The sequence below is a fragment of the Mesorhizobium sp. WSM4906 genome (assembly GCF_029674625.1).
Classification (GTDB): domain Bacteria; phylum Pseudomonadota; class Alphaproteobacteria; order Rhizobiales; family Rhizobiaceae; genus Mesorhizobium.
Genome location: NZ_CP121355.1, coordinates 1,289,630 through 1,312,502, shown reverse-complemented (window position 1 = coordinate 1,312,502; position 22,873 = coordinate 1,289,630). Strand labels below are relative to the sequence as shown.

At 59.1% G+C, this 22,873-nt stretch carries 17 protein-coding genes and 3 pseudogenes; 2 read left to right on the top strand and 18 right to left on the bottom strand.

Annotation, left to right across the window (positions count from 1 at the left end):
* Positions 1 to 744: 744 nt before the first annotated feature.
* The 14 genes and pseudogenes from QAZ22_RS06205 to queC form a co-directional block, all read right to left on the bottom strand.
* The gene (locus QAZ22_RS06205) at positions 745 to 1,617 is read right to left on the bottom strand and encodes a universal stress protein (protein ID WP_063169369.1); all 873 of its coding nucleotides are present in this window, start codon (positions 1,615 to 1,617) and stop codon (positions 745 to 747) included.
* Between the two features lie 95 nt (positions 1,618 to 1,712).
* Positions 1,713 to 2,417, bottom strand: coding sequence for a response regulator transcription factor (locus tag QAZ22_RS06200; protein ID WP_224571202.1), 705 nt, complete (start codon positions 2,415 to 2,417; stop codon positions 1,713 to 1,715).
* A 107-nt stretch (positions 2,418 to 2,524) separates the two neighbouring features.
* The gene (locus QAZ22_RS06195; RefSeq protein ID WP_024505267.1) at positions 2,525 to 3,004 is read right to left on the bottom strand and encodes a NifX-associated nitrogen fixation protein; all 480 of its coding nucleotides are present in this window, start codon (positions 3,002 to 3,004) and stop codon (positions 2,525 to 2,527) included.
* Positions 3,005 to 3,020: 16 nt separating this feature from the next.
* On the bottom strand, positions 3,021 to 3,518 hold the full coding sequence (gene nifX / locus QAZ22_RS06190) for a nitrogen fixation protein NifX (RefSeq protein WP_063169371.1): 498 nt from the start codon (positions 3,516 to 3,518) through the stop codon (positions 3,021 to 3,023).
* Positions 3,515 to 4,867, bottom strand: a complete 1,353-nt coding sequence (gene nifN, locus QAZ22_RS06185) for a nitrogenase iron-molybdenum cofactor biosynthesis protein NifN (protein WP_024505265.1) — start codon at positions 4,865 to 4,867, stop codon at positions 3,515 to 3,517. Before nifN ends, nifX begins: the two co-directional genes overlap by 4 nt.
* An 8-nt stretch (positions 4,868 to 4,875) precedes the next feature.
* Positions 4,876 to 6,360, bottom strand: coding sequence for a nitrogenase iron-molybdenum cofactor biosynthesis protein NifE (nifE, locus tag QAZ22_RS06180; RefSeq protein ID WP_024505264.1), 1,485 nt, complete (start codon positions 6,358 to 6,360; stop codon positions 4,876 to 4,878).
* Positions 6,361 to 6,421: 61 nt separating this feature from the next.
* Positions 6,422 to 7,963 (bottom strand): nitrogenase molybdenum-iron protein subunit beta, encoded by a 1,542-nt coding sequence (gene nifK / locus QAZ22_RS06175; RefSeq protein ID WP_024505263.1) that lies wholly within the window; start codon positions 7,961 to 7,963, stop codon positions 6,422 to 6,424.
* 129 nt (positions 7,964 to 8,092) lie between these two features.
* Entirely contained in the window at positions 8,093 to 9,595 is a 1,503-nt protein-coding gene (gene nifD / locus QAZ22_RS06170) for a nitrogenase molybdenum-iron protein alpha chain (protein ID WP_024505262.1), read from the bottom strand.
* A gap of 87 nt (positions 9,596 to 9,682) precedes the next feature.
* Positions 9,683 to 10,576, bottom strand: coding sequence for a nitrogenase iron protein (gene nifH / locus QAZ22_RS06165; protein ID WP_024505261.1), 894 nt, complete (start codon positions 10,574 to 10,576; stop codon positions 9,683 to 9,685).
* 1,097 nt (positions 10,577 to 11,673) lie between these two features.
* Positions 11,674 to 11,870, bottom strand: a pseudogene (locus tag QAZ22_RS06160) (7-carboxy-7-deazaguanine synthase QueE); the annotation flags it as partial.
* A gap of 160 nt (positions 11,871 to 12,030) precedes the next feature.
* Positions 12,031 to 12,783: a carbonic anhydrase gene (locus tag QAZ22_RS06155; RefSeq protein WP_063169372.1), complete on the bottom strand. Its 753-nt coding sequence runs from the start codon at positions 12,781 to 12,783 to the stop codon at positions 12,031 to 12,033.
* 770 nt (positions 12,784 to 13,553) lie between these two features.
* Positions 13,554 to 14,279 (bottom strand): 7-carboxy-7-deazaguanine synthase QueE, encoded by a 726-nt coding sequence (queE, locus tag QAZ22_RS06150; protein WP_164548811.1) that lies wholly within the window; start codon positions 14,277 to 14,279, stop codon positions 13,554 to 13,556.
* Positions 14,280 to 14,284: 5 nt separating this feature from the next.
* Positions 14,285 to 14,641 (bottom strand): 6-carboxytetrahydropterin synthase QueD, encoded by a 357-nt coding sequence (queD, locus tag QAZ22_RS06145; protein ID WP_063169374.1) that lies wholly within the window; start codon positions 14,639 to 14,641, stop codon positions 14,285 to 14,287.
* Positions 14,641 to 15,339, bottom strand: coding sequence for a 7-cyano-7-deazaguanine synthase QueC (gene queC, locus QAZ22_RS06140; RefSeq protein ID WP_063170389.1), 699 nt, complete (start codon positions 15,337 to 15,339; stop codon positions 14,641 to 14,643). The genes queD and queC overlap by 1 nt, the downstream gene beginning before the upstream one ends.
* A 369-nt stretch (positions 15,340 to 15,708) precedes the next feature.
* Here queC and QAZ22_RS06135 point away from each other — a divergent pair.
* Positions 15,709 to 15,850: pseudogene (locus QAZ22_RS06135) on the top strand (transposase); the annotation flags it as partial.
* On the opposite strand, the pseudogene QAZ22_RS06130 reads toward QAZ22_RS06135, so the two are convergent.
* The 3 genes and pseudogenes from QAZ22_RS06130 to hisC all read right to left on the bottom strand — a co-directional run bounded on the left by QAZ22_RS06130 (position 15,845) and on the right by hisC (position 19,538).
* Positions 15,845 to 17,047, bottom strand: a pseudogene (locus QAZ22_RS06130) (IS3 family transposase). The pseudogenes QAZ22_RS06135 and QAZ22_RS06130 sit on opposite strands and share 6 nt — an antisense overlap.
* A 254-nt stretch (positions 17,048 to 17,301) precedes the next feature.
* Complete coding sequence (locus QAZ22_RS06125; protein WP_063169375.1) at positions 17,302 to 18,336, bottom strand: LLM class flavin-dependent oxidoreductase; 1,035 nt, start codon at positions 18,334 to 18,336, stop codon at positions 17,302 to 17,304.
* Between the two features lie 71 nt (positions 18,337 to 18,407).
* Positions 18,408 to 19,538, bottom strand: coding sequence for a histidinol-phosphate transaminase (gene hisC / locus QAZ22_RS06120; protein ID WP_063169376.1), 1,131 nt, complete (start codon positions 19,536 to 19,538; stop codon positions 18,408 to 18,410).
* A gap of 796 nt (positions 19,539 to 20,334) precedes the next feature.
* Between hisC and QAZ22_RS06115 the strand changes: the two genes are divergently transcribed.
* Positions 20,335 to 21,288, top strand: a complete 954-nt coding sequence (locus tag QAZ22_RS06115; RefSeq protein ID WP_063169377.1) for an IS481 family transposase — start codon at positions 20,335 to 20,337, stop codon at positions 21,286 to 21,288.
* Positions 21,289 to 21,449: 161 nt separating this feature from the next.
* Here the strand turns inward: QAZ22_RS06115 and QAZ22_RS06110 are convergent, their stop codons facing one another.
* Complete coding sequence (locus tag QAZ22_RS06110; RefSeq protein WP_199489650.1) at positions 21,450 to 21,722, bottom strand: hypothetical protein; 273 nt, start codon at positions 21,720 to 21,722, stop codon at positions 21,450 to 21,452.
* Positions 21,723 to 22,873: the final 1,151 nt, after the last annotated feature.

Below are 22,873 nucleotides of genomic sequence, written 5' to 3'. Positions count from 1 at the left end.
GCGGTCCCGACTGAGAGGACAGCAAAAGCGTGTGCCGCCTTCCAGGTCTTGGGCTCAATGTCGGCGGCATCGACAGCGGCGCGGCGTGATCCGAACCCAAGAGCAGAAGGAAAGTGTGTGATGCTGTCGCGCGGCTCTTCCGGATCTTACGGCGGCTTCTAGCGCCGGCCTCCACCCCAGGAGTGGCTGTTTCCCTGCCACGACGGAAGCGGCTCTTTCTTTCGAGGGGCGTAACCATGGATAACGGCTCTTAATGCTTTCGGAGACTCCCATGCATGCGGCGTGCCGGATAAAGACCTGTCAAACCAACGAGTTCGCGCAGTTCCAGCTCGTCTGGAATCCGACATTGTCGCACGCCCGACGATCGGGCAGGGGAAGCTCCGCGGCAGCGGCCCTTGCACACCGCAGGCTGACAGGGACAGCCGCCGATTTGACGCGCGTCCGGGTACTGATAAGGGGCCTTCCAACAGGGTTCGCGCACGAGGCGGGGTCTCCTGGTACACCCGCCCTGTGGCTTGGCTGCGGTCTGCTGCAGCCGTTCGTCTTTACTGCCCGTTGCGGACGATCTCGCACGAGTTGGTTCACGAGAGCGTCGTGAAGCAGTCGAGGCGTCCGGTTTGGCTCTGACAAGCGTCGCAAGATGTTCGCGGATCCAGCCATGTCTCCGCAATCCGACCGGTAACCGACGACGACTTCGGACTGGTTGGCGGTCCTACGACCTGATCGGTGTTCCTACGGAGCTGATCAGCGAGCCAAAAACAGCGGCAATGTGGTCTTCCCAAAGCTCCAGCTCGGCGGACCGCCGAAAATCCGCTCACGCAGCCCACGGCTGCCATAAGCACCCATAACCATCATGTCAGCACAGATGTCGTTCGCGTGCTGGGTCAGCACTGTGCCCGCCGATTTGCCGGCGCTCTTAAGCAGGTCAACGGAGACCCGAGCACCGTGCCGAGTAAGATAGGCAGCGATGTCAGCTCCAGACTGCGCGCCTTTCCCGTTGTTTTGCGCCTTTGGATCGACCATAGCGACACAGACTTCCTTGGCAGCGGATAGGATACTAAGAGCTTCCCGAACCGCACGCGAGGCCTCTACACGCGAATCCCAGCCGACCAGCACGCGTCGAGGCGACAGCGTCGCCTTAACGCCCTTCGGCACGATGAGCACCGGCTTTCCGCTATCGAACAAGCAGCCGTTGACAACAGGAGGTCCGAGAGTCTCATCGTTGAGGAGGTCTCCTCCAACGATCGTCAGGTCAGCGCAGAGCGCCCGCTGTCGTGCCACTTCACCGAGGCTAGCCGGATCGCAATAGTCGGTGTCAACGTCACAGGAAAGCGACATAGCTTTCAGCCTTTTGAGGATATCCGCGGACCGTCTTTCCATTCTGGTCACGTCCTGTGAAAATTTCTCGATTTGCTGAAATCGATAGTTCGGTACTGCAATTGCCTGTGCACGTCCTGTATTCCATTCGGGGGGCGGAGACGACATCAAGAGCAATGGAGGCGGTATAATGAGTACCGATAGGTGCGCGCCGACCTCGGCACACAGTCCGGCAGCTGTTGTGAGGTCCTCATCAGAATGATCAGCACCCGTCACACTGAATATGCTTTTAAATTCCATTTGCCTGCTTCTCCTGGTCTTCGTTAGGAGCGCCTCAAAGCGGCAACACCGCTCTCAGGAGGAAGAGAGAGCGGCACCACGTTCGATCACCGATTTCAGTCGTCCGGCTTCTCGAGCGAGTAGCCGGCCGACCTGACGGTGCGAATGACGCTGCCGGGCAAGGCCGTTTTCAGCGCCCTCCTGATTCGGCTGATATGGACATCGACGGTGCGTGCACCGACATGAATGTTGGGCAGCCAGGCCGCCCCGATAAGCTCGTCCCGGCTGAAGACCTTGCCGGGGGCCTCAATCATAAGCCGCAGCACGTTGAAATCGATCCGTCCGAGATGGATGTCGTGGCCATTACCGCGAACCCGATGGGCATCGAGCTTCATCTCCAGGCCTCCACAACAAATCCAACTGTCGTTTTCAACCCCGTTCGGACCACGCTTGGTCAGCCCGAGCCTCGCCCGCAGGCAGTCGAGCAGCTTGGCCGGAGCCACCGGCCGCACAAAGCTCTCAACGCCTGCCTTCAAGAGATCGAGGTGCTGGTGCTCGGCGCCAGGCGCGATCAGGGCGATGATAGGCAGGTCGGTGGTGCGCGGTTCCCGCTTGAGGTGGGCGCAAATTGCGGACCCGTTTATGCTGGCTGGGTCGCAATCCAGCACTACGGCCTGAAGCTCCCGTTGTTCGGCCAAGGCCAGCGCAGCCTTCGCGCCGTCTGCCGTCTCACTGCTGAAACCGTCAACCTCCAGTATGTGGCTGTAGAGCAGATAGAACTCGGCATCTTGCGAGCAGATCAGGACCAGCGGCTTCTTCATCGGCGATACCCCAACAACCTGGTCGGCCTCGAGTCCCTGGATCGAGGGGACTGGCCAACATAGTTTCTCGGGTCCGTCATGATGGCCTTTCTCGAAAATCGCGCCCATCATGCCAGCGCCACGTGGGGAAAGGTTTCGATGACTGAAATCGCATCGTCGACCAGCTTCGTACCGGCCGTGGCGAGCTTCAGGAGCGTCTCGAAGCCAAACCGGTGGACATCGCGCAGCGTTTTGGACAAAACGACCAGCCGTCCGGTCGTGAAAAGCACCCGACCAAAACCCTCATGGCTCACCTGGATCATCGGCGATGCCATAAGGCCGCAGCGCTCCTCGATCGCAAGCCCGATGGCGGCGTAGTACTTGTCGAGCCTCCACAGCACGTCGGGATCGGGATCTCCGATGATTGGGATCCCTCGGCGCTGTTCCTTGGTAATGATGAAGTCGCCCAGCAGCTCAGCGTCCGCTTTGCGTTCCCACGAGCCATAGGAATCCTGAGAACGGATCAGCCGCACGAGGCATTTGACGAACGGGGTGCAAAGAGCCGCCTCGTCTTCGGCGACAGCTGGGGGGATTGCGGGGTCAGGCATTGGCGTCCTCCTCTTTTCAGTCCTCGTCCTCGAAGGACGGTTTCTTTTCGGCAATGCCCGCTCGCGCCAGCACCTTGCGCAGCCAAGGCGGAGGACACGTCCTGAGCATCATCTGCGTGCGCAAGAGCACCTGTGGGATCGATTGGGGCTCCGCCACTTTGATCGGGTGGATTTTTGCCGCGACAAGCTTGGCTGCCGAAGGGCCGCCAATTGCCAGACAAAACAGGATCTGACAGCCCTTGAGCGCATCCACCTTTGGCGTGATGCGATCATCGCGCTCGGCCCGATGCTCCCCGCTTTCATCGGACACGTCATCGAAGGCCACGGCTTCTACGAGATTCCATTCCTCGCGCGTCACGTCGTAGACAGCAAAGCGCCTGGCCGACCCGAAATGGGCGTTGAGGTCCTGCATGTCCTGAGTGGCGATCGCAACGCGCAATGCGCCCTTACGTCGTTCAGGCATCGGGGCGAAAACCTCACTACTGACCAGCGAGAGGCGGCGAACAGCGTTCATCGTGATATTTCTCGATTACGGAGTGGATCAAGCGCCTCAGGAGTGGGCGCGTGTTGGTTGGCCTGGAAGATGCTGGCGACCTCGAAGATCATGTCGCGGGTGCCCTGATAGAGAATTGCGAGCTTGTGCTGGCTGCCTAGTCGATCGAAGACCGGGAACCCGATGCGCATGAGCGGAATTCGGAGCCGCTCCGATGCTTGGCGCCCGTGCGAATGCGTGACAAGCAGGTCAGCACCGACGGCAAGACTTTCCAGATCGCCGAGATCGCCGATCTGAACCGAAACCGCCGGGACTTTCTCGAGAATTTTAGACCTGTCGGTCGTTGTGACGGCCGCGGCTATCTCGGAGCCGAGGCCAGCAAAGAAGGTCGCAAGTTGGAACAGCTGGTCTGGTTCGGCAGCGATGGCAATTTTCTTGCCGCCGAAATGGAAATGTCCGTCGAGCATCGCGTCCTGCAATTGCGCCCGGCGCCGGCGCACGCGGGCCGGTACCGCCGCGCCCGAAATCGCAGACAGCAGCGACACGAAGCGGTCCGTGTCCTGCAGCCCAGTCAGTGACTGGAACAACACGTAAGGCACGCCGGTCAACCCGTGCAGCGCTTTCGCCGGGCGGCGCATGTGCTCACCGATGGCGATGCATTGCATGGCCGTGCCCAACTCGCGAATGTCTTCGACGCTGGTGCCGCCGTATGTGGTCGCTACCCAGCGGTCAGGAACCGTACCGTCGAGCGAGCCTGAAATGTCGGGCAGAATAACCGGCTTGAGCCCAAAGCTTTCAACCATGTCACGCATATGCTCGATGTCGGCGACAGTGAGGTTGCATCCGGGCAGGATCGCGATCTTCTTCGGCTGCCGCGCACGTTCGCCCGAGCCTGTAATCCCTTTGATCATTGCGGTGACTGCCTTGGCCCAGCCCTCTTCGATCGCGCCGTCAAAATCCGGCGTGTTGGCCAGCACGACCTCCGTACCCGCAAGCTCTTGCGTGTGCTTCAGCTTGATGTTCGCAATATCACTCGCGCAATCTTCGCCACGCGTCTCCACCAGCGCGGTCGTGCACACCCCGATCAGCTTTGGCTTCGTGCGGTTCTTGAGGTTGAGGATGGCTTCTTCAAGATGGTCGGCAGCGCCGAGGATGGTCGCCACCTCATCCATCGCTGTTGTCTGCAATGGAATCGTTTCTTTGAAGTGCCGTACGAAGAGCACGAGCGCGAAGCTTGTGCATCCCTGGCTGCCGTGGAACAGCGGCATCGCGCCGTCGACCCCAAGAAAGGCAAAGGCGGCACCCAGCGGCTGCGACGACTTCAGCGGGTTCACCGCCGCGGATTTGGTCTGGGGAAGGATGCGGGCCATCGGTCGCCTCAACACTCGCTGAACTCGTGTGCCGTCGCGCCGGCGAATTCATCGAACAGGTGCCCGGACTCCTTCTTCGTGCATGGCAGTTCGTCTTTTAGATCAGGCTGGCAATCCCACGGGGCCGGCTGGCGCACCTGAGACCAGACCGGATTGTGAATGGCGAGGTCGATCTGGCGTACGAGTTCCACCATGCCGGCATAGCCGGCATAAGGGTGCTGGCGCTCCTGGTTGATATCGAGCCAGGGCGTCTTGGCCTTGAGCGCAATGAATTGCGTGCGACCGCCCGACAGCATGATATCGGCCCTGTGTTCAGAGAGCATGGCGTACAGCTCGCGCGCAGCCATGTATTCGAACATATGCTTGTCGTGCTTGAGAACTTGTTTGATGCGCTCCTTGTCCTGCACCGTAGATTTCTTGACCGAGGTGCCGACGATCTCGATTCCGATCTCCATCAGCGCACGGACAACCGACCAGGACTTCACACCGCCTGTGTTGAGCAGCACGCGCTTGCCTTGGAGCCTTTGCCGGTAGGATTCGAGTTTCTTCCACGCGATCGCCTCCTGCTGCGCGATCAGCGTCTCCGTGCGCTCGAGGATCTCCGGATCGGCGCCCTTCCTCACCAGCAGCCTGACAAGGTTGCGAAGAGCTTGCGATGTGTCGGAGATGCCATAGAAGGAGCCCTCGAAGAACGGGATGTCCCAGCGCTCCTCCATCTTGCGGGCAAGACTGATCAGCGCGGTCGAGCACACGATCATTGCCGCCCGGGCGCGGTGCGCGGAAGCAATGTCGCGGTAACGCGCATCGCCGGGAATGCAGGCGCGCACCCGGATGCCGAGCCGATCGAGGAGCGGCTTTACAAGCCAGAATTCGCCCGAGAGGTTGAATTCGCCAAGGATGTTGATGTCGTAGGGCCCGGGGTCGTCGGGTTCGACCGTGCCGATGACATGATCGAGCAACGCCTCGGCGGCGAGCTTGTTGCCGAGGTTCTTGGAGCCTGCCAGGCCAGGCGCATTGATCGGCACCACGGCCAAACCGAACTTTTCCGTGGCGCGTTTGCACACGGCCTCGATGTCGTCACCGATCAGCGCCGTTACGCAAGTTGAGTAGACGAAGATCGCCGGCGGCGCGTATGTGTGCTTGATCTCGCGGATCGCCTTGAAGAGTTTCCGCTCGCCCTGCCCCATCACCAGGTCGAGTTCGGTGAGGTCGGTCGTGAAGCTTGTCCGCCACAAGGTCGGCCCTGACGAAACCGCACCACGGTTGTCCCAAGAATTGCCCTCGCAGGCGAGCGGCGCATGGACCAGATGCGCAACGTCGGTGATCGGCTGCAGGACGATCTTGGCTCCGTCAAAGGCGCAGCCGCCGGCTGCCGCCCCTGGTGTCAGCGACTTCGAGCAGCCCTCCTTGCGCGCCTTGGCATCTTTGCCACGGTTCTTATCGCAGGCGGGCTCATCGAAGGCGTCCTTGATTTTGGCGCTGAGGGAGGACATCGCTCAGCCTCCCCAGTCCATTGGGCAAGGAATGGCCTCGGCGAAAAGCCGGCCACGGCTCTTAGCGCGTGAGGTCATAGGAATAATCCGTCACACCCGTCTCGCTCGTCTCGCGATCGAGTTTGTCGAAGATCTTGTCGAGGATCGTCGTCAGCACGCGCAACGCGCCCTGGTAGCCAAAGAGCGCAAAGCGGTGATGATGGTGCCGATCGAAGATCGGAAACATCAGCCGGATCAGCGGCGTTCCGGTGTCGCGCTCCAGGTACTTGCCGTAGGAATTGCCGATCAAAAGGTCCACCGGCTCGGTAAAGAGCAGCGAGCGCAGCGCCCACAGGTCCTTGCCCGCCCAAACCTGGGCAGCCTTGCCGAAAGGCGAGGATGCTAGCAGCTTCTTCAAATCGGCTTCCCATGCCGAGGTGCCATTGGTGGCGAGGCAATGGGTTGGCTCGCCGCCGGTCTCCATGACAAAGCGGGCCATTGCGTGAACGAAGTCGGGATCACCGTAGATGGCGTATTTCTTACCATGCAGCCAGGATTGGCTGTCCGCCATGGCGTCTACCAGTCGGCCGCGCTCGAGGCGAATTGCCTCGGGAATCTCCTTGCCGGAAATCGCCGCGACCTCCATCAGGAATTCGTCCGTCGCCTGAACGCCGAGCGGATAGTGGAACGAGGCCGTCGCCTGCCCGACCTCCTCGCAATAGCCCAGTGTCTTTCGGGTGTTGTGATGCTGCAGCGAAAGCGTTGCCTCGGCGTTGAGGGCCTTCTTCACCTCGTTGATCTTCGTGCCCCCGTCATACATGCGGTATTCACCGTCCGAAGGCGTATCGAACTGGTCAGAGGCATCCTGGATCAATGTATAGGACACGCCCATTACATCGAGCAGGCGCTTGAGCTCCCGGTTGTTGCCGACGCAGAAGCCGTCGAAGCCCGGAATGATGTTGATGGTTCCTTCGATTTGCGTACGCTCCTGACCTTTCCAGAAGTGCTCCAAAATGCCTTTGACCATGTTGTCATAGCCGTCGACATGACTGCCAACGAAGGCCGGGGTGTGGGCAAAGGGCACGTCGAAGTCGCGCGGGACTGAATCTTCGTCCTTGGCGTTCTGGATGAAGCTGTGCAGGTCGTCGCCAATGACCTCTGCCATACAGGTCGTCGACACGGCAATCATCTTGGGGTCGTAGAGCTGGTAGGTGTTGGCGAGCCCGTCGACCATGTTCTTCAGGCCGCCAAACACCGCCGCATCCTCGGTCATTGAGGAGGAGACCGCCGCGGCAGGCTCCTTGAAATGGCGCGACAGGTGCGAGCGGTAATAGGCGACGCAACCTTGGCTGCCGTGGACGAAGGACATGGTTCGCTCGAAGCCGGCGGCAGCGAATACCGCACCCAGCGGCTGGCAGGCCTTGGCCGGGTTCACGACAAGCGCTTTGCGGGCGAGGTTCTTTTCGCGGTATTCCCACGTCTGGGTGAAATCGCGCTGATCGGAAACGATTTCATCGGGGTGCGGACATTCGAAGTTTAGCTTCTTCTCAGCGAGCATCTTTCTGTATTCCGGCTCGCGGAACAGGGGAGCGTGATCGAGAATTTTTTCAGCCGACTGCGGCATGATGATTACCTCTTTTGCATCTGGCTGCGCGGGACGGCAGCTCAGGACGTCAAGACGTTCCAGGCTCCGGCGGATCAGAGGCCGCGGGAGTTCACCGTCTCAGTGGGAGACTGGGGCTGAAGCAAATGTTTATTCGGCAGCCATCGCCCGCTCATCGCCCCGGCTTCTTTTCCAAGGCGCGTGGAATAGGTCCCAGACCGGGTTGTTAATGGCGAGATCCACATCACGTGCGAAAATGGCAAAGCCGTCGTAGCCGTGATACGGGCCTGAATAATCCCAGGAATGCATCTGGCGGAACGGTATGCCCATCTTCTGCACCGGGTATTTTTCTTTGATTCCCGAGCCGACCAGATTTGGGCGAATCCCTTCGATGAATTTCTCCAACTCATAGCCGGTCACGTCATCGTAGATCAGCGTGCCGTTCTTCACGTAGTGGCCGGTGCGCTGATAGTCGTCGCTGTGGGCGAATTCATAGCCGGTGCCCACGATGACCATGCCGAGGTCCTCGTAGGCCGTGACGACGTGGCGGGGGCGCAGGCCGCCGACATAGAGCATCACGGTATTTCCTTCCAGGCGCGACAGGTACTTGGCGATGACCGCATCAACAAGCGGCCTGTACTTGGCAATGACCTTTTCGGTCTTCTCCTCGATTTCCGGCCCAAAATGCTTGGCTATGTTGCGCAGAGAGGCTTCGATCTGGGAGGGACCGAAGAAATTGTACTCCATCCAGGCGACGCCATACTTTTCCTCCATATGCCGACAGATGTAATTCATCGACCGGTAGCAGTGGATAAGATTGAGCTTAGCCTTCGGGGCGCGCTCGATCTCTGCGAGTGTGGCGTCACCCGACCAGTTGCCAACCACGCGCAGCCCTATCTCCTCAAGCAGTATGCGCGAGGCCCAGGCATCGCCGCCGATATTGTAGTCGCCGATGACGTTGACGTCGTAGGGGCCGGCCTCGAACTTGACATCCTTTTTGTCGAAGACCCAATCCCGGATTGCATCATTGGCGATGTGGTGGCCAAGCGACTGCGAGACGCCGCGGAAGCCCTCGCAGCGTACCGGCACGATCGTCTTGTCATACTCCTTGGTCTTTTTGCGAGAAACGGCCTCGGTGTCATCGCCAATCAGGCCGATAGGGCATTCGGACTGCACGGTGATGCCGTTGTTGAGCGGAAACAAGACTTCAATCTCGTCAATGATCTGTTCCAGCTTCTTGTCGCCGCCGAAGACGATGTCCTTCTCCTGGAAATCGGAGGTGAACTGCATTGTCCCGAACGTGTCGACGCCCGTTGTACCGACGTAGTAGTTGCGGCGCTGCGACCAAGAATATTGGCCGCAGCCGACCGGGCCGTGCGAGATATGGACCATATCCTTGACTGGCCCCCACACCACGCCTTTCGAACCAGCATATGCACAGCCGCGAATCGTCATCACCCCGGGAATGGACTTGATGTTCGATTTGACGTCGCATTCGGAAAGGACCTCGCTTTCCCCGCCAGCCTCGTTGCCGCTCTTTGCGACGTTGAGGTGCTTCTTGCGGCGCTTCGCCGCCTTGTCGGGATAATGCGACAGCACCTCTTCGATAAGCTTCGCATGAAGAGCACCGTCATTCTCGTATTCCCGGCTCATGAGTCCCCCTTTCAAGGTTGGGTGACGCCTCAAAGAATAGGCGCCGTTCTCTGCAAGGCGCGCCGATTCATGGCAGCGCTAATGTCACTACTGGGCCGCCGCCTTCGCCGCTTCCTTGGAGTGAAGCTCGGCAAGCATCTGCTCGTCGGTCTTCATGATGCCGAAGTCGAGCAGCATCTCCTCCAGCTCCTCCATGGTGATCGGCGTCGGGATCGTACCCTGGCCCGAATTGGCGTGGATCTTCTCGGCCAGAGCGCGGTATTCCCCTGCCTGCTTTGAGTCCGGCGCGTACTGGATCACCGACATCTTCCTGAGTTCGGCATGTTGGACGATGTTGTCGCGGGGCACGAAGTGGATGAGCTTGGAATTCAATCGGCCAGCCAGTGCTTCGGCCAGATCGAGTTCGCGGTCGGTTTGACGTTCATTGCAGATCAGCCCGCCCAGCCGCACACCGCCCGAATGGGCATATTTGAGGATGCCCTTGGCGATGTTGTTGGCGGCATAGAGCGCCATCATCTCGCCGGACATGACGATATAGATCTCCTGGGCCTTGCCTTCGCGGATCGGCATGGCGAAGCCGCCGCATACCACGTCGCCGAGGACGTCATAGGAGACATAATCGACATCGTCATAAGCGCCATTCTCCTCGAGGAAATTGATCGAGGTGATGACGCCGCGGCCGGCGCAACCGACACCCGGCTCGGGGCCGCCGGACTCCACGCACTTGATGCCTCTGTAGCCCACCTTGAGCACGTCCTGGAGTTCGAGGTCTTCCACCGAGCCTTCCTGTGCGGCGAGATCCAGGACGGTATCCTGAGCTTTCGAATTCAGGATCAAGCGTGTGGAATCGGCTTTGGGGTCGCATCCTACGATGAGGATTCTCTGCCCGAGGTCGACAAGGGCAGCGAGCGTATTTTGGGACGTGGTGGACTTGCCGATGCCGCCTTTTCCGTAAAAGGCGATCTGACGCAGACCTGACATAATAGCTTTCCTTCCTTCGTTCTAATTATCGCGACTGCCCGCGACACAAGTGCCGATAGGCAGCTCGTGCCGCCTCACACCAAGCATCGCAAAAAGCGTACCAGCGTGATCGGCCGATCCCAGAAGAAACTTTGTCATTAAATTCCAGCCGCTTAGACGGCGGCAAAACGCGCGAACGGGCCTTTCAGGCGTCTGTCACGGACACGACAAAGCCGACACAGATTGTCGTGCGCCATCCAAACCGCCGTGTGTCGAGCTCGAAGCGGGAGAATGGGGAAGTTAGCCCAAAGCTGATGGCGAGACCATCGGAAGACATCGGCTCTTGTCTTTCCAGCCTGCCATTGATCGGGCGGTCGCTGGATGAGCAGGAGCCTGGGGCTTGACCGCGGCGCGGGTAGTTCAGGCAGGCTTACAGAGCGGGAACGCCGGCGGCCGATAGACATCCGCGCTTAACCTTTCATAGCCCGTCTACAAGTTGGTTCCGCCGACGCGCTATATGGAAGCCAAATAATTCAGTAGCTTAGCCGAGAGCATTGATTTTTTCAGAAAGATACGTGTTATACGCGTATGAACCGCCGAACCCATGGTCGGCGCCCTCATGCGCGTGAGACCCCGTTGTGGGCGAGGCTCGCGACTGGCTGCACGATCCTAGCCGGCCTGCTTGCCATTGAGTTTGGTCCCGCCGCGGTAGGCTGCGGCATCAAGGGCAACATCAGCTACAACACTGGCAAGAAGATTATCACGTTCTTGGACAGGAATCTTACTGGGAGACACGCATCAACCTATTGAAGGGCGAGCGGTGGTTTTGTTCAGAGGAAGCTGCACGAAAGGCGGGCGGGCGGGCTTCGAGAGGTTAGTGTCGCGGCAGCTTGCAGATCTGCCCACGGGGCCGCCACGATCGCAAAGTGTGTACAAAAGCGCCCTCTCTGCCGAACTGAACAGTGCTCACGGCCATAGCCTCGGATGAGCCCGACTGGCTTGACCTCTGCATGATGAGAGCAGCTTTTACACCAGGTGCGCAGCACATGTCTTTAACGAACGCATCGTCTTCAAGAATATAGAGAGCAATTCGGAAAACCGAGTAGTTGGCGGCGAAGCTAGGAGAAGGTATACACTACCCTCTTGTTACCCCAGAGTAGAACGTGCAGCTGCGGCAAGACGCGGGCTTCGAACCACCTGTCGCTGGTCACCTTTTCTACCAGCGGTTCCATGCGCATCATATTCCGTCGGACTCGACAGAGACGTCTTCATTACCACGGCGGGGCGGCGTGTGATTGCCGGGTTGCAGACAAACCTCGCCGCGACGTATTTGGGACGAGTGGTGTCGGCACCGAATCCCTATCATTTAGACTAGCCAGCTTGGGGAGCGCCGTCAGACCGCCAGACCGGAAGAGGAGGCTTCGCGCCAACTTGTGCCAAGAATGTTGGACCGTGCGGAACCGCTGGGGCGGCGCTCAACTCTGGCGCAGGATGAAGCGTCGATTGGGTGAATGAATAGGGCGCGCGTTCGACGGGTAGAGTGAGGCAAATCGCTGGATGTCTGCCGGATCAACGTCAACCGGTTCCATCGCCACCATCCACTCGACGTTTTCGGTGCACGGCGGCGTCGTCAGTGAGCCCTCATAAGTCCAATAGCCAAGCGAGGCTGGCAGAAGCCAGTTGGGATTCACCTCGTCGATCGTCACCTCCCCATTCGGCAGTTCGGGAAAGGCCGCAGCAAGGGCAGCAAAGCTGGCATTTGTCGCGCCGGGCGTTAAAAAGACGCCCAGCACGCCCAGAGTACCACTTTGCGTGTCCTTGTGAACGAAATGCACCTCCATCGGGAAGCTCTTGCCCGCCACGTGATGTTCGCTTGGCGCATGGAAATGGAACTGTACCAGTTCGTAGACACGATCGCCGCGGGTCAGCGTGCTGCCTTGTGGCATATTGATTTGAATGGTGTGGCCGTTGTTCACCATATTGCCGCCGCCCTTGTGCCAGCCGATGGCGATATGCGGGATATCCGCCTTGACCGCGCTGTTGATATTGATCGGCGATTGCTGCGTGCCGGCAGAGCATACGAAATTTTCCTTATCCAGATCAGCCCAGTGCTCCGGTCCGACCGGACCGGTGTACCCCCAATGGGCACTGGTCGCTTGGGCGGCTTGAACGCAAATCCGGCATGCGCCGAGCGCAACCAACCCTTTGATCAGGTGACGACGATACATATTACTTTTGCTCCTCTTGCGAACTGATGTTGGTGGCTGCCCTAATGGACGCGTGATGGCCAATCGGCGCGGCCAGTATTGTCCTTTGCAACTGATAGATGCCCGCACGCCTTGGCGTGCTTTCATAAGTGCGGCTGCCGTTTCTCGGCTGGCCGGCTTCTGCAGCCCGCAACGGGGGCAGTTTCAACCAGCTAAACGATAAAAAATTTTAGCAGACCAGCGCTTGACCCCCGCCGCAAAGGCACAGGCGAAGGTGATCACTGCGCGGCTGCCGTTCGCGCCGGAGGCCGCATCGCTATACTTTACACTCGCTGCCCAAGGAGACGCAGGCGACCCCAATACGTTTTCATCGCTACTCCCGACGCAGCCGACCCACGCCACGAAAACGTTGCTATATTTCACGTTGGGCCAATGAGGAAATCGATCTTCTTTATGGAAGGCATTTGCGCAATGGATGCATTCCCATGCTGACAGTCGTGCGTCAGGCCGGACAATGAGATACATCGATAAGAGCTGGACAAGGATGAGGGGATGACGTGCTTGCGACGGAGCAGGTGGGGCGAGAAGGCCAGTTCTTGCGGATTTCAACTTTGCGTGACGACAGCTCATCGGAGTCAAGGTGACACACGCCGGCAGCGGGGTGTCCGGGCGGTTTCCAGCCGCACAATCGCGAGACCGCTGACGCGAACAAAGCTCGGCTGTACTCGGCACGCGAAGAGAGCCTGCCAAGCCGTTGGAGCCCGGCCTTCCGGTGCGACGCAAGCCACAGACTAGACCGCCCTCTTGTTACCCCAAAGCAGAACGTGCAGCTGCGGCAACACGCGGGCTTCGAACCACCTGTCGCTAGTCACCCTTTCGACAAGCCATTCCATTCGCATCATTATTCCGTCCAAGTCGACAGAGGCGTCTTCACTGCCAGGGAGCGGCGGCGTGTGATTGCCGGGTTGCAGATAGATCGGAAGGTGCGGATATCTCGCCGCGACTTCTTTGGCGTAGGCATAGTCACTCTCGTCGAAAACGACGAGCTTGAGCACGATTTGCGGCTTCTCTTGCGCCGCTTCGAGGCATGCATCAAACGCAGCCCAACGGGTCGTCATCTCGCTGGACGGCGGCTTTGGGCTAAGGGTCAGCACGTCAAGATCCGCAAACCACTCCCTCACCACGGAACCCTGCGTTTCCAGTGCAAAACGATAGCCCTCGCGATGGCCTCGTTCTATGAGGGGACCGAACGGCTGAATGGCCGGGTTGCCGCCTGACAAGGAGACCATAACCGGCCTGCCGCCGGAAAGCGCATGGACGGTTTGCCACACGGCATCGATCGGCATCGGTAGCCATTCATGGCGATACTGATTGTCCACCGCGTGAAGGCTGTCGCACCATGAACAGCGATAATCACATCCGCCGGTTCTGATGAACACCGTCGGCAAGCCGATGAGCACGCCCTCGCCCTGGATAGTCGGCCCGAATATCTCGCTCACACGGATTGCGGGATGCATGTCGGTCACGGACGGTATTCCGCCCAAGTTTTCGGTGTTTCGCTAACGCGCACGGCCGCGGTCTGCGGCAGACGTGCCTTGCACCATTCATAGAAATGTCTGGCCAGGCATTCCGCCGTGACCTTCTCATGTCCCAGCACGTCGTTGAGGTGCCGATGGTCGAAGCTCTCGTCAATGTAGCGTTTGAGCGGCGCCAGATCGTGATAGTCGCGCACGAAGCCGTGGGCGTCCAGTTCCTTGGCCGACAGCTCCACTACGACGACATAGTTATGCCCGTGCAGGCGCGCGCATTGATGGTTGGGAGGCAAGGAGGTGAGCTGATGCGAGGCCGAGAAGTGGAATTCCTTGCTGATGTGGAACATTACGCGCGCCTCCTGCGCAGCGCCTCAAGCCAGAAATCGGCGTCCTCGTAGTCGGTGGGATCAGCGTGCCCGGCGAGATGGAACGCTTCGCGCCGCTCGACGCAGGTCCCGCATCGTCCGCAGTGACGCACGCCGCCCTTGTAACAGGACCAGGTCTCAGCAAACGGGGTGCCGTATCTTGCGCCATCCGCAACAATGTCAGCTTTTCCGAGATTCACATACGGTGCATAGAGGCGTATCTGCGCATAGCCGTCGAGCGCGCGGTCTTGCATTGTCTGGAAAGCTTCAATGAAGGCCGGACGGCAATCGGGATAGATGAAATGGTCCCCACCATGCACGGCCGCCGCCACCGCTTCGGCGCTGTGGGCGGCGGCGAGACCGAAGGCGATTGCCAACATGATGGCATTGCGGTTCGGCACCACCGTAATCTTCATCGTGTCTTCGGCGTAGTGGCCGTCCGGCACGTCGATACTGCTAGTCAGCGCTGAGCCGGAAAGGCCACGGCCAATTTCGCCGATGTCGATGATCTGGTGCGGGACCTTCAGTCGCTGCGCGCAAAGAGCGGCGAAGCCCAATTCCTTCCTGTGCCGTTGGCCATAGTCGAAAGATAGAAGGCCGGTGAGTTCGTGCTCCGCTGCCACCATGTGAGCAAGGGAAACGGAGTCCAATCCGCCAGAGCAGACGGCGAGAGTCTTCATCATTGGTATCCTTGTTTTGACCGGGTAAGGCTGCGACCGGAGATTTCTCTGCGCCCCCACTACTCCAGCGACTCAGTTTTGTGAACCGGGAGAATTTGCGCTCAGCCCGATTGGAACGGGAGTGCGTCGCGTCCAACACGCGTGATCAATAAAAGTTGAGCGCTTCAGCAGTTTGTTTCGCATCGCGCCAACTTTCGCAACCTGCTGTCCGATCGTCGACTTCGAGACAAGGTGATGTTCGGCCGACATCGGCTGACTCTTAATTAAGCCGCAGAACACATGTTGGCTTTCTGGCCTTCGCTTGTGCGGTTGGCGAGGGCGACATGGATGCCAGCAAATTTGACATTGGCGACATCCGCCTGGAGAACCCTGCGCGGCGCGATTGAGGCCGCAGGCGAGCCTGCTCTAACTGCCGCCCTACAGTCCCGACTTCAATCCGATTGAGAACGCCTTCGCCCAACCTAAGGCGCTGCTGCGAGCAAAGGCCGAGATAACCATCAAGGCTCTATGGGACTGACGTTGCCCCAGCAGTTTTGAGTTCGTTTCCGGCGTGGGTTGTGCCCTGCTGGGCGGGTGAAGCGACGGGCGCTGGCGCGGAGCCTTTGGCATAGCGCAGCGCGAGCGACCGTCGCGGATTGAAGGTGCTGGCGAACTTGGCCGGGGTCTGCCAGGGGGGAGTGCGGCCGCGCGGTGTTGTAGTCGGCGTGCCACAGGGCGATGGCTACGCGCGCCTGAGCCAGCGAGGTGAACAGCGTCTCGTTGAGCAGTTCATCGCGCAGTCGGCCGTTGAAGCTCTCGATGAAGCCATTCTGCATCGGCTTGCCGGGCGCAATGTAATGCCATTCGACGCGGTTCTGATCCGCCCAGGAGAGGATGGCGTTCGAGGTGAACTCGCTGCCATTGTCGCTGACGATCATCCTGGGCCGGCCCCGCTCGGTGATGAGCCGTCCAATTCGCGGGCAACCCGCATGCCCGAGAGAGACGTATCAACGATGAGTGCGAGGCACTCTCTCGTGCAGTCGTCGACGACGGCCAGGATGCGGAAGCGGCGCCCGTCGGTGAGCTGGTCCGATACGAAGTCGAGCGACCAGCGCTCGTCGGGCCTCAGCGGCACCAGCATCGGCGCCCTGGTCCCGATCGCCCGCTTGCGGCCGCCACGGCGGCGACGGCGAGCTTCTCCTCCCGATAGAGCCGGAACAGCTTCTTGTGGTTCACGACCAGGCCCTCCCGCCTCAGCATCACGAGAAGACGCCGGTAGCCGAACCGGCGACGCTCCTGCGCGATCGGCCTTCATCCGCTCGCGAACCTCGCGGTCGTCCGGCCTGCTGGTCTGGTAGCGAACCGTCATGCGGCAACAGCCGATGGCTTTACACGCCCGCCGTTCGCTCATCCCGAAGCCTTCCTTCAGGCGAGCGACAGCTTTCCGCTTGGCGGCGGGCGTCACCATTTCTTTCCCACAAGGTCCTTCAACGCGGCATTGTCGAGCATGGCGTCGGCCAAAAGCCGCTTCAGGCGCGTGTTCTCGTCCTCCAGCGCCTTCAGGTCGCCGAGCCTCGGTGACATCCATCCCGCCGAAGCGGGCCTTCCAATTGTAGATCGAGGCGTCGCTGACCCCGTGCTTGCGGCACAGATCGCCAACCGATACCCCGGCCTCGTGTTTCTTCAAAATTCCGATGATCTGCTCTTCAGAGAAGCGGCTGCGTTTCATGTCCTGGTCCTCTGGATGGGCCAGAACGAACTTCAAACCGGATTAGATCAGAGGGGCAAGGTCAGGACGCCTCGGCGCGGTCGTCGACCTCTTCACCCCAGCCGAATGTGCCAACTACTTCAAAGCCGCAGGATATGACCTGGATCAGATAGGACGTGCTCCAATGGTTTACACCTGACACAGGAGTCCGGCCCCCACAACCGTTTCGCAATGAGGAGCAGCGCTGCCGCTGCTCCTCCAATCACACGACGGATTCACGATGCGGCAACTCGAGCCATGATTTCGGATCCAATGGCCGATGCGGTGTATAGTGAGGCATCCAGCGGCAAATCCCCAAATGCCAGTTGACACAGAAGATAATTAGCACCTGCCTCTTCCAGCTGATCAAGGAGAGCTTTTCGGACAGAATCTGCCGTTCCCACGACGCACAATTCACTTTCAATTGCTGCATCGAAGTTCAAAGGCAAGTTTGGTGGAGTGGAAATGGCATTTAGTTCGTATAGAAATTTGAAGCTATTGAGCCATCGTTCATAGGCAGGTGCTGCGAGCAAATACGCATCTGTTTCAGAACGCCCTATCACCACCATTCGGAGCAATCCAAGAAATGGCGCTTGCTGGCCAATGTCAGCATCGTGAATTCGGGCGGCGCGGAACGCGTCGGTAACGCTGCGAACAGAAGTGGAAGGTCCGACGCAGGCGATGTTTGCCCCATTCGCAGCGGCCCAGCTAGCCGGCTCGGGTCGATTGGTGGCGATCCATGTCGGCGGACGGGGATATTGGTGAGGTCTCAACGTCAGCGGAACATCTTTCAACTCAAAGTGGCGGCCCTGATAAGAAAGCGTCCCGCCTTTCATCGCATTGATGAGAATCTCACTGGCCTCCGCATACTGTTCTGGTGCTGCTTCTACAGCAACCCCGAAGTATCCCAATTCAGTGGGAGCAGAGCCGCGCCCTATGCCGAGTTCAAGCCTGCCGCCGCTCAACTGATCAAGCATGCAGATCTCCTCGAAGGCACGCAGCGGATGATAGAGCGCAAGTAGCATTACCATGGGACCAACACGAAGACTGCGGGTTCGCTGGGCGACGCTCGCTAAGAACAAATTCGGTGATGGACCTCTGCCATGCGGCGTACAGTGGTGCTCGGCGAGATGATACGCATAAAAGCCATAGCCATCGCACGCTTCTGCTAGGCTCAGCCGATCTGCATATTGTTGTGCGATGTCATCGCCGTTTTCGTCCAGATGATCGAAGATGCCGAAGGTCAGGCCCGAAGCGGAAATTTTCTTCAATTAATTGTTCTCCAAATTACCTATATTTATTCGCTAATCATCATAGCTCACGACATATCATTACTTGATGCTTAATGTGAATCGACTTCATGCTTGTGAGCACCGCGATCCTTCTTAAAGTTCATACAGACGCGTTCGGCGGCAGCAAGGAATTTGTCCATCTGCTCTGTGGTGCCAATGCTGACGCGAATACAGTTCTTCAAATCTACGTCAGGAAAGCTGGCGATGAGGATCGCCTGCTCTTTCAACGCGGCTTGCCAGCATGAGCCCTCCTGTCCCGCCGGCACACGGGCCAGCAAAAAGTTTGCGTGGGAGGGTGTTACGGAAAAGCCAAGTTGCAACAGCGCCAGGGTCACTCGCTGTCGTTCATGCTTGATGTGCCTGTGGTTCTCTTCGTAGGCGTGGCGATGCGCAAGAATGCTTTTCCCGACCGCCTGCCCGATCACGTTCATGTTGAAGACATTCTGGATGTTGCGCAGCCTGCCAATGATTTCTGGGTGACCGAAACCGAAGCCGACTCGCACGCCAGCGGCAGCATAGCTCTTTGAAAAAGTCCTCAAGATCAAAAGATTCGGATGTCTATTGACGAGGCGCAGGGCATTGTCGGGTGCGAAGTCAACGTAGGCCTCATCCAAGACGACCAAGCGATCTGCTTGCTCCACAAGGCGTTCGATTTCGGCCACCGGCACGAATGTTCCGGTCGGATTGTTCGGATTAGCCAACAGAATGAACTTCGCGTCTTTTGCGGGGCCGGACAGCAGTTTTTCTATCGGCAGGGGATGAGCTTCGCTCGATGCGATTTCGAGAAACTCGGCACCCTGCAACATGGCAAGTTTACGGTTGAACGAAAATCCGGGCGACAGCATTGCCACTCTATCTCCTGGGGCGAGGAAAGCTCTGTAGATGAGTCCGAGCAGCTCCGACGAACCGTTGCCGGCAATCACCTGATCTTTGGAAAATCCGTAAGCATCGGAGGCAGCTGCCCTTAAGCTGAGATTGTCGTCTTCCGGATAAAGATACTGGTGTTCGATCGCAGCAATTGCACTTTGCATTACGCTCTTCGGCAACGGAAACGGGTTCTCGTTCGTATTTAGCTTAACGCAGTTTGCATCCGTCGCTGGTCCGTTGGACGAGAGAGCATCTAATTTGCTGGCCACCGGCGAAAAAAGCGAAAGCACGGTCTTCAGTTTTGCATCGCACATGTTCTTCTCCGTTTTTCAGTCCCGCAGGGCATGTGACATGAGGCAATCGTTGATCGTGACTTGATCGACGTTCGGCTATATCAGCGCTGCCTTCCCACCCTGGTGGGGATCGCCGACCACGGTTTGGATTTGACACCGGGAAGCTGTCGAGAACCTGATGACGACCCAACGTTTGGCCGACGGCCGATTCGGCGCAACAGACGGTGTTTCAACATCGCATCGTCCTCAAAGCCGCATGCAGGGCCTGCACGACAGCCCGTCTCCAGCGCCCGCAGATAGGTGGAAGCCGAAGTCTTGCCGAACCTCAGTTGCTCTGCCACCTTGGCCCACCGGACTGCCCTGTTTATGGGTCAGGCGCAGGATATCTCTGACGCTCGTTCGTCTTGCTTGCTTCCGTCTTGGCATGGGCTCTCTCGGTTTGCTGATGAGAGAGCCAAATACCGGCTCATCTGAGCATGAGACGCAGGCCTGACGATATGGAGCGTCGCTGGTGGCGCGCGTAGCCGAGAGGGTTCGCCTCGCTGGCGGGGCATGCAAGACGGCGCACCTCCTTAGCCATCCTGTCCCATCGTCTCAGATCGTGAGGCGCACCTTATAGTCGGTGAGGAGATCTTGCAGGGTCAGGTTACGCCCTAGCGCTTAAGGTTGTTGGTCGCACCGAGCAAGCGCGGGACCTGTCGACGGACAACAGCGGTGCCACTGCCGGCACTAGGTGTGAGCTTTCGAGAGGTTGTCCATTCGGACCGGACCGAGGAGACTGGAGTTACCACGCTTCAGCATCCATCGGAGGGTCCGAATGAACATCCACAAGAATGCCCGTCTCACACCGCTGCGTCGAGAGGAGATGGCGTTATCGGTGATAGAAGGCGCTTTTTCCAAAGCCCATGCGGCGCGCGTCTATGGCGTGTCGGCCAAGATCGTGGCGCGCTGGGTCGAGCGCTATAAGACCAAAGGGCGGGCCGGCATGGTCGACCGCTCGTCGCGGCCCACCGTCATGCCGAGCCTGACCGAACAGTCCGTGGCCGAGCGCATCGCAGCCTTGCGTCGCCAGCGGCTGACCGGCAAGCACATCGCCCATGAGGTCGGCGTCTCGCCCGCCACCGTCAGCCGGGTTCTCAAGCGTGCCGGGCTGTCGCGGCTCAGGGATATCGAGCCGGCCGAACCGGTCCGGCGCTACGAGCGGGAGCATCCCGGCGAGATGATCCATATCGACATCAAGAAGCTCGGCCGCTTCAGCCAAGTCGGCCATCGTATCACCGGCGATCCGCAAAAGGGCAAGTCGCGCGGCGCCGGCTGGGAGTTCGTCCATGTCTGCATCGACGACGCGTCCCGCATCGCCTTCTCGCAAATCCTGCCCGACGAGAAAAAGGAGTGCGCCATCGCCTTCCTCAAGGCCGCGGTCGCCTATTACGCCAGCCTCGGCGTCACGATAGCCCGCGTCATGACCGACAACGGCTCCTGCTACAGATCAAAGGCCTTCGCCAAGGCCTGCCGCGATCTCGGCCTCAAGCACGTCACGACAAGACCCTATACGCCCAAGACCAATGGCAAGGCCGAGCGCTTCATCCAGACAGCACTGCGCGAATGGGCCTACGCCATTGCCTATCCGACATCCGATCATCGTGCCGCCGAACTGCCTGTCTGGCTGCACAGATACAATTGGCATCGTCCACATGGCAGCCTAAAGTCAAAAACGCCTATCAGTCGCCTCGCCCTGATCGAGGACAACCTGTTGAAGCTCCACAACTAGGTCGTCCAGCATCACAGTGAACCGCGTACGTAGTATTTTGTCGTAGGCGGCATTCTGGATAGCCGGATACGGGCTCTTCACCCGCTGCACCACCGATTGCGGGATGATGTCGCGAGAAACATTCACGGATTTCGTGAAAAAAGTGTACCCGCCGAAGAGCCCTACTCGCGGGGGCGGTGCAGCACCACCTCGGTGTCACTGCTCGTGTTCATGCGATGGACTAGGCCGGCCAGCTGTTGACGCAGCTCGCGGTAGTTGTAAGTCTCACCCGTGTAGACGAGCACCAAGTCAGGTCGGCCATCCCCCTGGAGCATCCTCGGCTGGCGGCCGCCCTGGATATCGATGATTGCCAGGCGGTGGTGTCCCAGCGCCGCAGGCCCGCCGATCCAAGTCCCCTCGTCGTCCGGACCGTGGTTCGCTATGGTGGCCGTCATATCGGCAAGCTCCCTTCGCGCATCGGGACCTCCGAGGTCTCGATTGAAGTCGATCCATTCACAGATGCCGCACAGGTTATGTCGCCGCATTTGGGCGAAGCAGATATAAGGCCAGTGGGAAACCATCGAGGCAAAGTGACGGATCTAGCCCAGCTACGATCCGCATCCGACATTGTCGGACATCGGACAGCACCGCGATTCGCTGCATAGGAAGCCTGGAGTCGCGATTTCCCCTGGGGGAATCAGCGCATGAAAGGAGAGCTGGGTCGTGTCTGCCGAAATGAGAAATTGCTCCCCCTTATTGCATCACCGAGGAATGTTACCCAGCGCGATAGACGGACATGCCCTATCTCCCCCCGTTGCAGCTGAGGGAGATAGGGGCCAGCTCTTCATTCAACCCTCATGGAGGATGATCAGCCCAGCCATTTCCATGCGCCGGCCTTCACAAGCCGTGCACCATTCAGGTTCTTTTCCTTGAAGCGCGACGATCCTTGTCAGACGTCGCAACACTTGCTGCCGAGAGCACGAGCTCTTCCTCGAGCATGCCTTGATCTGCGCCTCGAACGGCTCGCACATGCTGGGTTTCAACGACTTCGCAGAGGTTGATATTCTGCAGTGACTTCGTCTCGCTGCTGCACGGCATTGACGCTGGGAGCCATGCTCGCGTGGCGCAATTGTGCTGAAGCCGGTGCCCACGGCAACGTTTCTTAACCCGCCCCAGATCCTGGCGTTTGGCTATTTCCGACATTCGTGTCCGGCTTCGGACAAAGGCCGGGTTTGCCGAACGGAGTCGCACCCAATTTCCAGTGCTGCTTGAGCAATAATATCGACCGGCATTACTGCACAACACGAAAGTTGCTGCAAAAACCGAAGTGAACCCAAGGCATCGGGTCAATTGGCATGGCGCTTGCGACTCGGTCGATAGAACGCAGTCAAAATCACGGTTGCAGACCATGCCTACCTCTCAAAGCTCGATAAAGCACGCGAGCAAAATTCCCCGTCTCCGCGGAAGCTCGTCGCCGTTAAACGTGCCTGCTCGGGGGCGGTCTTGCACAAGACCGGTCCGAGGCAACCACGCCAAGGCGCGAGGCTGCCGGAACTGTCGACCGAAGTCGATGCCGCTTCAGTTTAACCGAAAAATGCACCGTACC

Bases quoted from the DNA above. Each gene is read 5' to 3' on its own strand.
- queE (WP_164548811.1), bottom strand. From the start codon at position 14,279: ATGCATCCCGCAATCCGTGTGAGCGAGATATTCGGGCCGACTATCCAG.
- hisC (WP_063169376.1), bottom strand. From the start codon at position 19,538: ATGTGCGATGCAAAACTGAAGACCGTGCTTTCGCTTTTTTCGCCGGTG.
- QAZ22_RS06115 (WP_063169377.1), top strand. From the start codon at position 20,335: ATGAACATCCACAAGAATGCCCGTCTCACACCGCTGCGTCGAGAGGAG.
- queC (WP_063170389.1), bottom strand. From the start codon at position 15,339: ATGAAGACTCTCGCCGTCTGCTCTGGCGGATTGGACTCCGTTTCCCTT.
- nifN (WP_024505265.1), bottom strand. From the start codon at position 4,867: ATGGCCCGCATCCTTCCCCAGACCAAATCCGCGGCGGTGAACCCGCTG.
- QAZ22_RS06205 (WP_063169369.1), bottom strand. From the start codon at position 1,617: ATGGAATTTAAAAGCATATTCAGTGTGACGGGTGCTGATCATTCTGAT.
- nifX (WP_063169371.1), bottom strand. From the start codon at position 3,518: ATGAACGCTGTTCGCCGCCTCTCGCTGGTCAGTAGTGAGGTTTTCGCC.
- QAZ22_RS06195 (WP_024505267.1), bottom strand. From the start codon at position 3,004: ATGCCTGACCCCGCAATCCCCCCAGCTGTCGCCGAAGACGAGGCGGCT.
- nifH (WP_024505261.1), bottom strand. From the start codon at position 10,576: ATGTCAGGTCTGCGTCAGATCGCCTTTTACGGAAAAGGCGGCATCGGC.
- queD (WP_063169374.1), bottom strand. From the start codon at position 14,641: ATGTTCCACATCAGCAAGGAATTCCACTTCTCGGCCTCGCATCAGCTC.
- QAZ22_RS06200 (WP_224571202.1), bottom strand. From the start codon at position 2,417: ATGAAGAAGCCGCTGGTCCTGATCTGCTCGCAAGATGCCGAGTTCTAT.
- nifE (WP_024505264.1), bottom strand. From the start codon at position 6,360: ATGTCCTCCCTCAGCGCCAAAATCAAGGACGCCTTCGATGAGCCCGCC.
- nifD (WP_024505262.1), bottom strand. From the start codon at position 9,595: ATGAGCCGGGAATACGAGAATGACGGTGCTCTTCATGCGAAGCTTATC.
- QAZ22_RS06110 (WP_199489650.1), bottom strand. From the start codon at position 21,722: ATGACGGCCACCATAGCGAACCACGGTCCGGACGACGAGGGGACTTGG.
- QAZ22_RS06155 (WP_063169372.1), bottom strand. From the start codon at position 12,783: ATGTATCGTCGTCACCTGATCAAAGGGTTGGTTGCGCTCGGCGCATGC.
- nifK (WP_024505263.1), bottom strand. From the start codon at position 7,963: ATGCCGCAGTCGGCTGAAAAAATTCTCGATCACGCTCCCCTGTTCCGC.